Raw genomic sequence first — 14,121 nt, 5'->3', positions numbered from 1 at the left:
GCGAAATGACGCCCTATTTGGACGGTCTAAAAAAATAAAGTCTCTTTCAAAATGGGTGCTCCTTAAAAAAACATACAAAAAAAGATGTCCGTTTTTAGTTGATACCTCGATGGCATTGTCGAGTAGTTCATTCAGTAGTTAGGATAAAGCTTTCTTTTCCGGGAAGATCCAGCTCATTATCTGCTATCAATTTAAGTGATTTGTATAAAAGCTCTTTAAGTTTACGAAAATCGGTCGGTTTTTTAATGTAATAGTGTGCTGCATCTTTAAAAACCTGCTTTATCATTTCTTCATTAGTAGCAGTGGAAAAAATAATTACGGGTAAATCCTGCAGTTTAGTGTTCCTCTTTATCTCGCCCAATGTTGCAAATCCGTTTTTACGGGGCATATTCAGGTCAAGAAAAAGAGCGTCAGGCAGCTTATTATTATTGCGAGTGAGCCACTCCATCAGTTCATCACCATTGTTAAATGTTTTAATTTGAACAGAAACCGGTAATTCTTCAATGGCTTCTTCAAAAAGGAGGCGGTCGTCAAAATCATCCTCAGCAAGGATTATGCTTAATTTGTTATCGATTGGCAAATACTCTTTTTTTGTTTTCATAATTAAAACCTACTTAAAATTACAAGTGTTTACAACGATGTTGTTTTTTCTGAGTATGGTTTGAACAACTATTATTCTAACCGGTATATAGAAGGCTTTGCAAAACTCTGACCGTCATCCTGAACTTGATTCAGGATCTCCAGATACTGGCTATTAAGACGAATGGAGAATCTGAATCGAGTTCAGATTGACCAATAATCACGGTTTTGCAAAGCCTTCATATAATGACTATCCATATTTCAGAAATGTTCATGATGCCATAAAAGAAGCTTCATAAAGAAGAGCAACCCTGCTCAATGCGATCCTGCCTTTTTTATTAAAACTGAGTAAATAACAGTTTATTCTATATGTATGCTCTCACTTGGCCTTGAGGCTGAATAACTATGTTTTATCTAAAATCACAGTTGTTTCAGCTCATTCTCCTCCTATGTATGGATGATTCCAGTAAAAGTTACGATGGAATTTCGTGATGAAGTAGTCCAATCAATAAGGTGCACAAATTCTGCCCCATTGTTGTTACAGTTCACCGTTTAATAGTTGCACCATTCACAGATTTGGCTGGATAAATCACTGTCTTATTCTTGTAAGAGGGCTTTGAAATACCGGATATATTTCGACTTCCCCGACGATTCGGGACAGGCTGCTCTCTTCGTCTCAATAGGGCGTCAGTTTGAATACTATGAGGAGGTACGATCCCGACTACTAAAAACAAATGGTTGGTTCTGCAAAGTCCTCTAAAACTTAACACCAAAATGTAGGCCCGGCTCAAACAGAAAGTAATTAGGCCACTTGTTTTCAACTTCCCGAAAAGATTCAGGCACGTTCGTATTAATTGGCCAATGAGTGAAAGCAATGGAGGGCTCAATAAAGAATCGGTTTTTAATTTTAAAGTGATAACCGAACCGTTGCGTTAAGAATAACTGGAACCCATTCTGAATTTTTTCATTTTCACTGTTTACGTAGATCTGTAACATCGGTGTAGCATGGGTACCTGAATAAAATCCCTTCAAAATGAAACGCTGATAGGCAATTCCAAGTCCGAATTCTCTGATATGTCCGGTATAGGATTCATCCGATGATCCGTAATTCGGGCCAAATGGAATCCCTAAAGGGGCATGATATTTCCAGGTTATGGCTTCAACAGAGATTACATCTTTGGGGGTTAGCCAATAGCCGACGTTTAACTGATAAAAATTTGGGGGATTTGCCTGGTCAGGAATAGCATTCACTAAAACAAATGCCGAACTGCCAATGAAGAATCTGCCGTCCGGAAAATCCTGATCTGAATGCTGGCTATGTGCATCGTTAAGAGAAAGAGCTATAATGAGTGAGAAAATAAAAACTGTTCTTTTCATAAATTTGTGATTAGAAATGATAAAATTGATCTGTCACAAAGTTATGAGTGTCAATGCCTATATCTCCTTAACTTAAGTTAAGAAAGAAGGGTGAGCCAATAAGAAGAAAATTACTCCGATAAATGACATGATTATTCAGAGTTTACTCTTTTGTAATAACCGTTTCCGGATACGGCTCAATGATTCCGGTTTCATTCCCAAATAGCTTGCCAATTGATATTGAGGCACTCTCTGTACTAAATCGGGCCTTATTTTGATCAGATTTACATACCGCTGCTCCGGTGTTGAATTCATAAAATTTGCAAAAGAGGTTTGGCTCTTTATCAATAATTCTTCCGACATGATTCGGCAAAGAGTTTCAAACCGTGGAAATTTTTCAAACGATTCTCTCTCCATATCCGGATTGGAAACGGTGAGAATGGAATCTTCCACACAAGAGATAAAATAGTCTGATTTAATTTTAGTCTTAAGGGAGGCAGGCGTGATGGATTCCAAATCGGTATAAAAGGCCGTTGTTTTCTCCTCGCCATCGATGATGAAATAGATTCTCAAACATCCTTTGATGACAAAATAACTCTCCTTTGAAAACTCTCCTTCTTTTAGTAAAACAGTCCCTTTTTTAAAGCTTCTGAAAATATCCGAATCCATGATCATCTGCTTTTCATCAGCAGTTAGTGTCATGTATTTTGAAATAAATCCAAAAAGTTCTTTTTCCATCTTTACTGTTTTTTATTTGCCTGGTTAATGTAATCAGCTTTTACGTATTCTATTATGAGACATCATATTACGAATAATTCTACGCTTAAAGGCTTTAGGCGAAAGTTTATTTCGCTTTATTCATATTTGTATTTCCAGGATCTGCCTTTACTGATTAGCGTTTGATCTGACGAAAAATTAACAATGAACAAAAGAGATAATCTGGATTGATCGAGTAGGAAGATAGGGATTAGTTCCCTATCTGTCCCCTCATACCACCGTACGTACCGGTCTGGTATACGGCGGTTCACTGCTTTACTACTTCGGTTTCCGTATGGTGCACACAGTAGCTCGACTCTGTCCGGGTACCTTCAGATTCCATCCTATTCTCACCGAATCAGTCCCGACAATTTAATATCGGGATTGGCTGTCTTCATACCTGCTATGTAACCAATACGACTCGTTAGTATGCAATGTTCAGCCCTTCCCACACTTTTGGCGTAGTACTATGACCTCGGCTGACTTCTGACCGAAAACGGGCAGTCAGATCTCCCCGGGTAAGGGCAAAACCTGTTGCTCCATCTATCCGCCACATTTACGCCTGCAAGATCCCGGATAACCATTGGACTTCACCTTGTTTGGCAGGCTTATCCTCCTGCATCGCCTCCGTATATGGTTCCTGTTCGTCGGATCAGAGCGTTGCCTTAGGCTTCCTTCAGATTCCTCCTTACAGAGGACACCCTTGCCTTTAGCTAACACTTCCCGCTATCGGGGCGTGATCGGGATTTGCACCCTATATAGGTTCTGCGCCATGCCGGGCACACATAAAAAAGCCACACAAAATAAATTGTATGGCTTGAAGTATATTAGTTAGTAATCAGATAGTTTATGATGCCGGACAGTAGTCCACTTTTGCCCGGCTACGCTTAAGAAATAACTGCTGTTAAATTTCTGATTGCACCCGATCTACATATTCCGGACTGGCATAGATAGCCACCTCAATGCGGCGGTTCTTCTGTCTCCCCGCATCCGTTTCATTTTCGGAAAGAGGCTCTAATTCTCCCCTGCCTACAACTTGGATTCTGGATGATGCAAGTCCTTGAGATTTCATGTATGTGCTCGCAGATTCTGCACGGCGTTCACTTAACTTCAGGTTGTAATCCTCTTCACCTCTTGAATCTGTGTGGCCAACAATCATAAGAGTCGTCTCTTTATCACGATTTAAGATCCTGGTCAGTTTTTGAAGATTATCGTATCCTTCCTGGCGCAAAGTTGCTGAGTCGAAGTCAAATAGTATACCGCTATCGAAGCTGACAGCAATTCCTTCTTCAACACGCTGGACAGTAACTCCATCCACCTCTTCTTCCAGTTCTTTGGCTTTTTTGTCCATATTTTGCCCGATAATTGCACCTGCAGTGCCGCCAACAACGGCTCCGCCAATGGCACCGGCTGCTGTATTACCAAGAGTTTTACCAATAACAGCGCCAACAGCCGCCCCTCCTCCTGTTCCTATTACTGCGCCTTTCGTCGTATTACTCATGCTCTTACAACCTGACACTAACAGGCCTGCAGCTAATAACATCGATACGATGAGTGATGATTTTATAATATTCATTATTTTTGATTTTAAAATTTATTTAGTGAAAAAAAGACAGGTATTGAACCGGCTATTTGATGCCAGTTCATCGCCTGTCGGAACGTGTATGATTTGTTATTTATGATCGCTCTAATTATGATTAAACAGGTAAAAAACACCTATCTGGAATCCCCTGTTGGTTGACTCTACATTTGAACTTTCAGAGATATCATTTAATCCGAGATTATATCTTAAATCGATACCAAAATCAGTAGGTGGATGGACATACCCCACACCAAAACTTAATCCTGCGTCAACAGATTTAAAATCATCTTTAATATCGTTAGAAGAGTTATTGTGTTCTGCTTTAGCGTTAACCAGCAAGCCTAACTGCGGGCCGGCCTGGAATCTAAATCCATTATCAAACATGTATTGTATGATAACCGGAACATTAATATAGTCCAGCTTTAATTCGTTATTGCCACTCTTTGCACCCTGCATGGAATAGACAATTTCCGGCTGTAGAGCAAACTGGCTGTTCAGGTGAATATGCCCCAGCAAGCCTGCATGAATCCCGATTCTTGAGTCAAAATCAGAGTTATTGTCACTATTAATCGTGTATGAATTCAGCCCTATTTTCGTACCGATATTTATGTTTTGTGCACTTACTGTGCTCACAGCCATAAACAGCATGGTAATGATTGTAATCAAATAAAATTTCATGGTTTTGTTTTTTTAAATGTTCTTGTCAGGGTAATTTCATCCCTTTGGAATCCTTCCAAGTACAAGCAAAATGCATGAATTTTAACTTGGGATTGTTACGGAATAGAAGAAAGATGTTATATAGATCACATATTCAAACAGCCATGTGATTTGATGGCGGGGGTACCATCTTCCTTCAATTTTGTATAAGCGGCTTACATCCCCAACCGGAATGATCAGAGGCGGGTGATCTTCTTCCAAATCTCGCGGGTTTATACCATCTGTTTAATCCCTTTCTGAATAGTTCGTCATCAAAGAATTCAATCTGTTTGCAATCAACATTATCAGAAAAATGCTGCATGCTGCCTAACGCCTCATATTTTGTGGAAAAGTTTTGAAGTGCGTTTTTGTATTCCTGTATTATTTCAAGGTCATACACGGTAAGTGTAATCGTTGTTTGAATTTCTTTTTCGAGACGTTGATAGGTACGTTCGGCCATGGAATCAGCTACCTGAATGGAAGAGATCCCTGGCTTGCTCTCCATCATACCCAAACTTTCCGAATCGATATGAGACAGATGCAGATTTTGCGGGGAAGCCAGCAGAAGGTCGGAAACCGGCATCAGATGTTCTGCCATCACAGGAGTTCCGTTATTACAGGTTGAGAGCACAACAAGATCAAATCGATCTTCATCTGAGACCAAAAACTTCTGAATGCCTTCTGAAAAAGACCTGGTATTTACCACAATATCCGGCAATCGTTCGGTGGTAATTTTTTCCATCGTCATCAGGTATTTCGTGGCCGAAATAGAGAAAGTAGTTTCGCTGATCTTGATCTTCATTCCGGGAATGAATTCGATATTGGTTATAGATTTGGGCTTCTGTGGTGAGGAATTCTTCATTCTTATCGGAATGACGATACTTTACCTGGCTGGTTAATTCCCCGTTTGTATAGTGATAAAACCGGCTCTTTTTTCGCGGAAACAGGCCCAGGAATTTTTTCTCCGGACGCTGGTAAAAAACAAAAACCTCCCCCGATTTCGCTTCTTCAGCTACACTGAGCGCAGTATCAAGAACCTTGCTGTTCCCCCGGACCGGATTCCCGTCAGCATCATGATAGAGATAATCGGCATCGGCATGGATGTAGTAGATCACCGAATAGTCCACGTTCACAGTTTCATCCATTTGAGCCTCTCTGAATAGTTCAGAAACAGAGCCGCACCCAGATAAAAAAAATCCCATAATCAGGGCCGGCCAGATCAGGGTTTTATATGCTGAAGATGAATTGAACATAAACTTGTTTTAAGAATGATCGAGATCTTGATCTAATAACAATTGGAAAGAAGGCTTTGCAAAACTCTGACCGTCATCCTGAACTTGATTCAGGCTCTCCTGATACTGGCTATAAAGACGAATGGAGAATCTGAATCGAGTTCAGATTGACCGATAATCACGGTTTTGCAAAGCCCTCGGAAAGTAAAAAGTCTCCCTCTCAAGTACATAACTAAGAAGGGAGACTTTATTACTAATTTTATAATTTGGCCAGGGCATGGCCGTGGCAGAACTCACATTTTTATAGCAACAGAAGTATGATAAGGATCAAAAGAACGGTTGTAACACCAATGGTTACTGTACGGTCGGCCTGCTCCATAAAATCCTGGGAAAAGTTGGAGAAATCTTCAAGATCTTCATCCTGAACTTCGTCAAACCCGTCTAAACCGTTTAATTCATTCTGTTTTTCTTCTATCCCAAGTTTATAGGATTGAAGCTGTGCAGTTTCCTCCTCAGATAGGTTAGCCAGCGATTCGATGCGATCTATGGCATCGATCATTTTGGTAAACGATTCATTTAGAATTAATCGCTTTTCATCGGCACTCTCTGCCTGCTGAACCTCCTGAACGGTTTCGTTGAAATGTTTCTTAAACGTTTCCGTAATGTTTGTTGATTGTGCAACAGCCATCGACTGAACGGCAAACAGTAAAAAAATGGAAGTAATTAAAAGGCGTATTGTTTTCATCTTATAGGGAGTTATAAATTAAGGTTATATTCTTCGCAGTTGCTTATTCGATCAGTCAGATTTATAACCGGAATAATCACTGTGTTAAGTCAATGTCTGCATATATAAGCAAAGAGACGTTACACATTTTCATATTAGTGTTGTAGAACTAACAGTTTCTTAAAGGCTTATTTTGAATCTATAAATGGTTTCATTCCCGAGGCTGTCCAAAAAGGATGTCGCCAGACGGGGATTTAATGTACGCCGGAGAGCTTCTCCGGCCCTCTAAACCTATATTCCATTTCCGAATGATATGCTTGTTGTTCAACGTTTATTCCGCCAAACACCAGATCGCGATCGAACTAACATTTTGAAGTAACGGACAAGCTGTCCGTTGTACTTTCCCCAAACTGGCACAAGTGACGCTTTGCTTAACACTTGCGCCAGAGGGGAGATTTAATGTACGCCGGAGAGCTTCTCCGGCCCTCTAAACCTATCTTCCATTTCCGAATAATATGCTTGTTGTTCAACGTTTATTCCGCCAAACACCAGATCGCGATCGAACTAACATTTTGAAGTAACGGACAAGCTGTCCGTTGTACTTTGCCACGAAACTGGCACAAGTGACGCTTTGCTTAACACTTGCGCCAGACGGGGATTTAATGTACGCCGGAGAGCTTCTCCAGCCCTCTAAACCTATATTCCATTTCCGAATGATATGCTTGTTGTTCAACATTTATTCCGCCAAACACCAGATCGCGATCGAACTAACATTTTGAAGTAACGGACAAGCTGTCCGTTGTACTTTCCACAAACTGGCACAAGTGACGCTTTGCTTAACACTTGCGCCAGACGGGGATTTAATGTACGCCGGAGAGCTTCTCCGGCCCTCTAAACCTAAATTCCATTTCCGAATGATATGCTTGTTGTTCAACATTTATTCCGCCAAACACCAGATCGCGATCGAACTAACATTTTGAAGTAACGGACAAGCTGTCCGTTGTACTTTCCCCAAACTGGCACAAGTGACGCTTTGCTTAACACTTGCGCCAGACGGGGATTTAATGTACGCCGGAGAGCTTCTCCGGCCCTCTAAACCTATATTCCATTTCCGAATGATATGCTTGTTGTTCAACGTTTATTCCGCCAAACACCAGATCGCGATCGAACTAACATTTTGAAGTAACGGACAAGCTGTCCGTTGTACTTTCCCCAAAAAAAGGGTCGCCATCTTTCGATGACAACCCTTAAAATCTTCCGACAGAATTATACTTTATTGAATCGTTAGTTCTACGCGTCGGTTCAGTTGTCGTGCAGCATCACTTTCATTCGGTACAAGAGGATCGGATTCACCAAATCCAGCTGTAGTAATTCGATTTGAAGAAATTCCTGATTTAACCAGGTATTCCTTCACAGCAGCAGCTCGTCGTTCTGACAACCCTTGGTTATATTCATTCGTGCCAATATCACAGGTGTGACCAGCGACATTCAATGTTTTATCAGGATTACTGTTCAATGCACGAGCAACTTTGGCAAGAGTTGGCTTCGCACTTTCCCGGATTACTGAAGAGTCGAATGCAAAAAGAACATCACTGCCAATTGTCAGATCTACGCGATCCATATCCCGAATCATCTGATCGAGGTTATTCAGCCGCTCTTCAAACCTATCCATTCGTTCTTCAAGCATTTCAAGATAATTTTGATGTTCGTCGAGCCAGGATCTGTTATCCGCTACGCGGCCATCAAGATCATTAAGTCTTCGGTTGATACCGTCAAGTGCACTCGGGTCGAGCCCGGGCGTGTATGTATGCCAATCTGCATCTTTATCACTGCTTCCAAATTTTATCTGAATTCCGGCTGTAAGGGAGCTCCAGCTATCCGGCGTACGCCGGTGTAAATCGATATCAAGTTCGGGGCGTGTTCTGTAGCCGTCAATCAAATCACTATTCGAAATGGAATAGTCGTACTGGGCAAAAAGGTCAATCCTTCTTGTAAGATTCAATCGAAGCCCGCTCCCAAAGGTAGCAAAAAATGCCGGTTCAGAATGATCTTCACCGATATATTCCGGCCAGTTACTGGGTGTACTATTGTTTAGCTCCGTGGTAACGTCATTAAATATCAGGCCTAAACCAACACTCGTATAGATATTTACTGTTTCCGATTGAGAACCCAGTAATCTCAGCATGTTAATTTGTGATGTAACAGATGTGGTGAAGTAACTGTTTTCAAAATGCCGGTCAAAGTAATTGTTCTCGTTCTGGTAACCATCTTCATCACTTGACGTAAATGTCCCAAAAAGAAAATTTGTCTGAACAGCAAATGTGGGATTGGCTGCATATCGCAAATTGAATCCAAATGCAGGATCATATTCTGTCCCGATATTCATATGTCCCAGGGTTACTCCCCCTAACAGGCCAATACTTAGCCTGTTCGGTTCTTGATTTTCCTGTGCTGTTAACACCGGAACAACAGTAACTGATGCAAATAGTGCAAGAATTACTAAAATGTATAATTTCTTCATAATGAATTTTAATTAAGTTTGATTTAAAAAAGTACGTGTTTAGCGACCTGGCAGAGTGCGAACGGCAGAGAGCTCCTGCAAGAGTCGCGGATAGTTGTTTCAAAGGACATTTTCTTTGTTCAACAACTCTGGCAGGAGCCGAAAAAGAACGGCACTCTGCCAGGTTGTTAAGTCATCTGCCGGCTGAGCCGTTAGTCAGCCTGATTGTGTTAAGGCTTGCTCGAATTTAAATCAGCAGCCACCTTTTTGGCCTGATCTTTCCCTTTTTTTGCGAGACGTGCAGTTTCGTTTTCTACGCTTTCAAATGAATGGGAAATCGTATCAAGAAAACCATCAAAACTGTCAGACAGGTGATCCGCGTATTTATGACTTTTTTTAGAAATTTTATGTCTTGTATTTGATCCCCTATTGGGAGCAAATAGTATTCCCAATGCAACTCCAATAACCGTTGCACCTAATGTGGTAGTTATAATCTTTAATGCTTTCATATATTTATTTTTTTGAGTTTAAAAAATTCGTTTTCCCTGTATTATGCGCAGTATAATTACAATTACAGCAATAACCAGCAGGATATGGATAAGGCCACCGGTGCTGTAGCCCACAAAACCGATCAGCCAGGCTATGACTAAGATGACTGCTACGAGGTATAATAGATTTCCCATAATATTTGAGTTTTTAAATGTTGTTTATTTTAAAGAATTAGTATTGCTTGCATCAAAGAAGTTGTCTAAAGAATTTGCAAGGCCATCCATCGAGTCGCTGAATTCATCTTTGAAAGTCGTCCACTCACCTCTTCCGGATTCGGTGAAATTGTCGATTGTTCGTTTCATCTCCCGGTTGGCTTCATCAAGAACTTCAAGATTGACTTCATAATTTTCTCTTAAGCTTTCATCACTGGTTTTAATTTTGTCTTTAATAGCTGCAATCTTTCGAAAATTAGCTTTAATCTCATTCGCGGTTTTGAATCTGAACATTCGGACTTCAGCCAACACTTTGCTTTCGCTCATATCCACATTCCGGTCTGACTTTGCTATCGGGTTTTCCGCTCTTTCCATTTTTTGTGAGGAATTCTCACAAGCCATAAAAACTGATAATGATACAATTATTAAACTTGTAAATAGCAGGTTTGATTTTTTCATACTGTTGATATCTATTTTAATGTGAATTTGGGATAAGAATTTATTGGTGTGTCCCCCTTTGAAGGGGGCGCAGGGGGATGATTTTACGTGATTCGAATTTGATTTACTGATGTACATTCAAATAAGGTTGGGTCATCCCCCTCAATCAACTTCGTTGATTCTTTCCCCCTTCAAAGGGGGATTTTAAAAGCTTTTTCATTATCTCGAACTCACGTTATCTTTTAAAAAAATTGGTTTACCGAGCGGCCATATTAGCAGTAAAGCCGCCGGTTTCGCTATAAATTGTTATGTTTTACTCTCTTCTGATTTCTTGTCTTTAAATAAAAACAGAACCAAGCCGATGATCATTGCGGTAATCATTGTTCTTTACCGCCAACCAGGAAAACAACACTACCTGCAAGCATTACGGCAACTCCTGCCTGGGGCGACCAGCCTGCGCTTTGAGTTCTGTCAGCGGTAACTTTTAGCTCCCCAATCTCCACGATGGTTTCTTTGGTTACATAATTGTAACCGCTGATGATTGTAATAATCAGCCCAACGACAAGAATAATGATCCCGGCTTTTCGCATATCAAACCCATTCATTTCCCGCAGCTTGCGGGTCAGTTGTGAATTGAATTTCACAACTGCAATCTACTTATATGAAACCGTTTAACCGTTATAGAAGATGGGCTGAATGGTTATACATTTCACAGGTCTTTGGTTTTTTTGTCCAGTTTTAGGTTCACTTCATGAAGCTGAAATTGGATCATGGGATTTATTTACCCAAAAAACATGTGATATTTGTAATATTATCCGTAGTTATTATAACAAGTAGCTGGTTTCCATCTCATATTTTTAAGTATCAAGAATAACAAAACGAACTTAAAATGGAGACTAACAAAAATGATCGATCCATTAAATCCGATCAAACAAAACAGTTACATAAGATTTCCTGGTGGGTTGACGAGAATCAAGACCTTGAAAATAATTACGTACAGCTTTCCTCAAAATTAGATCTTCTGAAAAAACGCGTACAAAATCTAAAACATGATCTAAGGAACCCACTTAGTGGTATTTCGGGAATGATTGACCTGATAATTATTGAAGGTAAAGATCAGATTGAAGTGCAAACCAGTGATCTACTCTTGATTAAGGAATCCGCTGAATCCTTGCTTGATCTTATAAATGGTGCATTGGTGATTGAGGACAATCAAAATAACCTGAAAGAAGGTGTGAATATCGACAGAAACCTTTCTTCCGTTATCACAGAAGTTAGACGTTTATATCTTCCAATGGCACAAAACAAAGACATTTCACTGTCGCTGAAAAGTCAAATCGATACAGAGATACAACTCCAACCCAATTTCTTCATTAATCTGATACAAATCACTGGAAATTTGGTTGCGAATGCCGTCAAATTTACTCCTTCTAAAGGATCTGTTGATGTGGTTTTTAACCTGAATGTTGATAAAAATTACAATACACTGAACATGACTGTTACTGATACAGGGAAGGGCATATCACCCGATCAGGTATCAGCGTTTAATCAGGGTAAACCCATACGCAAATCGATGGGGACCAATGGTGAACCAGGTTTTGGCATCGGCCTTCAGCATATTATCCATATGGTTTCCGAATATAGCGGACGGATTTTTTTGGAAAGTGAAATAGACTCAGGGACAACATTTTCAATCTCATTTCCAATTCCCTATAAAAATTCAGATCGAAAGAACGGGGCCCATTCTATTGTTAAAAATGGTTCAATGTTAGTTAATGGATCCCAAATCTAAAGTGACCTAACATTTTCTTTGTTTTCGTTTTCTCGATTCTGCTGTTTTCCACTGTGCTGTAGTGAACCAGGTGGGACTCGATGAATGGTTCACTTCTGTCCATAGTTGAAGTTCCCGAGTCAGTAAACAAAAGAACCTTTCCACTTTGTCTCGAAATATCCAAACTATAGGCTATCACCTGATCAGCTTACCTCTAATGAACTACCTCGGTGCAGAGCCCGCGAGGTATCAACTTATAATCCAAATTTTTTAACAATCTATGCACTTATTGTGAAGTGTCCCCCTTTGAAGCTATCGTGTGGACACAAGTTTGGTATAGAAAAAGGAGATCCTTCCTCATCCCGTCACAAAAACGCTGACGGAATTCGTCAGGATGACATTAATGCAAGCAGACACAGAAAGGCAGGCGGAGGAAAACCGCCAGTTTTCCTCCGCCTGCCTTTCTTCTTACTCAATGATTGCTGTCATTCTGAGATCCGGACAGTGTTTTTGTGTCTGGGTCGAAGAATCTCCTGTCGACTGTTAAAAACGTAGTCAAAGAACGCATGTTTATTTTTTTTAAAGATGTGTCCACACCATAGCCTTTGAAGGGTGCAATGGGGGATGAACTCCTGTGTCTCAGAACCAAGGTCTGAACAATACAAAACGTAGAAACCTCAGTTCGATTCTAAAAATCAATAAAAGAGGCTCCCCTCCTTCGTAAGGAGGGGTTGGGGGTGGTTATAGTAACTTAATCAGGGTTGAAATTTAAAATTTGACTGATTCATTCTTTTTCAACCACCCCTAAATCCCCTCCTTGGAAAAGGAGGGGACTTTTGAGGTACTTTGATACAGATTAAGAATCGAACTCAGGCTAGAACATCATCCTCCCTACTCCGCTCGCTTTCCCCCTTCGAAGGGGACTTTAGTCTTTTTCCGACCCAGAGGCTCGGTGAACTAAACCACTTTAGATTAAACCCTCATTACTTTCATTTTTTGAATAGATATCCTATCACAGGTCTTCGAGATTCTTCTCCCTTTTCTCTTTTACTTCTTTAAAATAGGTGGGAGTGAGTCCGGTCACTTTTTTGAACTGATTGGAGAGGTGGGCAACACTACTGTAATGTAACCGGTATGCAATTTCGGTGAGCGTTAGTTCGTCATACAAGTAAGAAGTTCTTTTACTTTTTCAATTTTGTGCATGATCACATACTGCTGTATGGTAATTCCTTTCACTTCCGAAAATATATTGGAGAGATATGTATAGTCGTATCCCAGCTTTTCGCTAATGTAATTGGAATCATTCACTTTGGGAACTTCCTCCGAATAGTGAATCATCTCCACAATGACGGCTTTAATTTTTTCAACCAGGATATTCTTTTTATCGTCCAGCAGTTCCAGTCCTGCCTTTTTCAAGTTCTTCCTGAATTTCTCCCTCTGCTTCTCTGTAATATCTTCCCGAATTTCAACCGTACCAAGATCCACCGATAAATAATCAATGCCAAGTTTTTCCAACTCAGATTTAACCAGCATCTTACATCGCAAGCTAACCATGTATTTTATGTATAGCTTCATATTGCAACACTTAATAAAAACTGTAAAATAGGCAAAACATCGTATTGATTACACATGAATAAGATTGAGGACTTACCCCATTTTATGATGTAAACATGTTACATGTAGTTTGTTCTTTTGTCTTGATACAAAAGAACGAAAAAAGACTGTGAATACTTGGCGGCGGACACGAGTTCACCGTGGAATCCTTTCAATGGTCCATCAGGCTTAC

Annotated in this window: 15 protein-coding genes; 1 reads left to right on the top strand and 14 read right to left on the bottom strand. The window is 40.3% G+C overall.

The features are described 5' to 3' along the window. Positions 1-127: 127 nt before the first annotated feature. The 12 genes from U5K72_13865 to U5K72_13810 form a co-directional block, all read right to left on the bottom strand. The gene (locus U5K72_13865) at positions 128-601 is read right to left on the bottom strand and encodes a response regulator (protein MDZ7719899.1); all 474 of its coding nucleotides are present in this window, start codon (positions 599-601) and stop codon (positions 128-130) included. 734 nt (positions 602-1,335) lie between these two features. After that, complete coding sequence (locus U5K72_13860) at positions 1,336-1,956, bottom strand: hypothetical protein (protein MDZ7719898.1); 621 nt, start codon at positions 1,954-1,956, stop codon at positions 1,336-1,338. 135 nt (positions 1,957-2,091) lie between these two features. Continuing rightward, positions 2,092-2,673, bottom strand: a complete 582-nt coding sequence (locus U5K72_13855; protein ID MDZ7719897.1) for a Crp/Fnr family transcriptional regulator — start codon at positions 2,671-2,673, stop codon at positions 2,092-2,094. Positions 2,674-3,595: 922 nt separating this feature from the next. Further along, entirely contained in the window at positions 3,596-4,267 is a 672-nt protein-coding gene (locus U5K72_13850; protein MDZ7719896.1) for an OmpA family protein, read from the bottom strand. Between the two features lie 111 nt (positions 4,268-4,378). After that, positions 4,379-4,951 (bottom strand): porin family protein, encoded by a 573-nt coding sequence (locus U5K72_13845; protein MDZ7719895.1) that lies wholly within the window; start codon positions 4,949-4,951, stop codon positions 4,379-4,381. Between the two features lie 175 nt (positions 4,952-5,126). Next, positions 5,127-5,771 (bottom strand): hypothetical protein, encoded by a 645-nt coding sequence (locus U5K72_13840; protein MDZ7719894.1) that lies wholly within the window; start codon positions 5,769-5,771, stop codon positions 5,127-5,129. Between the two features lie 731 nt (positions 5,772-6,502). Then, on the bottom strand, positions 6,503-6,946 hold the full coding sequence (locus U5K72_13835) for a hypothetical protein (GenBank protein MDZ7719893.1): 444 nt from the start codon (positions 6,944-6,946) through the stop codon (positions 6,503-6,505). 1,252 nt (positions 6,947-8,198) lie between these two features. Next, entirely contained in the window at positions 8,199-9,446 is a 1,248-nt protein-coding gene (locus U5K72_13830) for an OmpA family protein (GenBank protein ID MDZ7719892.1), read from the bottom strand. Between the two features lie 209 nt (positions 9,447-9,655). Further along, positions 9,656-9,934 (bottom strand): YtxH domain-containing protein, encoded by a 279-nt coding sequence (locus U5K72_13825; GenBank protein ID MDZ7719891.1) that lies wholly within the window; start codon positions 9,932-9,934, stop codon positions 9,656-9,658. An 18-nt stretch (positions 9,935-9,952) separates the two neighbouring features. Then, complete coding sequence (locus U5K72_13820) at positions 9,953-10,108, bottom strand: lmo0937 family membrane protein (GenBank protein ID MDZ7719890.1); 156 nt, start codon at positions 10,106-10,108, stop codon at positions 9,953-9,955. 24 nt (positions 10,109-10,132) lie between these two features. After that, positions 10,133-10,585 (bottom strand): hypothetical protein, encoded by a 453-nt coding sequence (locus tag U5K72_13815; protein ID MDZ7719889.1) that lies wholly within the window; start codon positions 10,583-10,585, stop codon positions 10,133-10,135. A gap of 356 nt (positions 10,586-10,941) precedes the next feature. Then, positions 10,942-11,208: a hypothetical protein gene (locus tag U5K72_13810; GenBank protein ID MDZ7719888.1), complete on the bottom strand. Its 267-nt coding sequence runs from the start codon at positions 11,206-11,208 to the stop codon at positions 10,942-10,944. Between the two features lie 245 nt (positions 11,209-11,453). Here U5K72_13810 and U5K72_13805 point away from each other — a divergent pair, with 245 nt between their 5' ends. Further along, on the top strand, positions 11,454-12,356 hold the full coding sequence (locus U5K72_13805) for a HAMP domain-containing sensor histidine kinase (GenBank protein ID MDZ7719887.1): 903 nt from the start codon (positions 11,454-11,456) through the stop codon (positions 12,354-12,356). A 991-nt stretch (positions 12,357-13,347) separates the two neighbouring features. On the opposite strand, the gene U5K72_13800 is transcribed toward U5K72_13805, so the two are convergent. Next, positions 13,348-13,503 (bottom strand): AraC family transcriptional regulator, encoded by a 156-nt coding sequence (locus U5K72_13800; protein MDZ7719886.1) that lies wholly within the window; start codon positions 13,501-13,503, stop codon positions 13,348-13,350. After that, the gene (locus U5K72_13795) at positions 13,488-13,910 is read right to left on the bottom strand and encodes a hypothetical protein (protein MDZ7719885.1); all 423 of its coding nucleotides are present in this window, start codon (positions 13,908-13,910) and stop codon (positions 13,488-13,490) included. The genes U5K72_13800 and U5K72_13795 overlap by 16 nt, the downstream gene beginning before the upstream one ends. Positions 13,911-14,121: the final 211 nt, after the last annotated feature.

This window comes from Balneolaceae bacterium (assembly GCA_034521495.1).
In the GTDB taxonomy this organism is placed as follows: domain Bacteria; phylum Bacteroidota; class Rhodothermia; order Balneolales; family Balneolaceae; genus Rhodohalobacter.
Note: the sequence above shows the minus strand (reverse complement) of the source record. Positions and strands in the feature narration are given on the sequence as shown.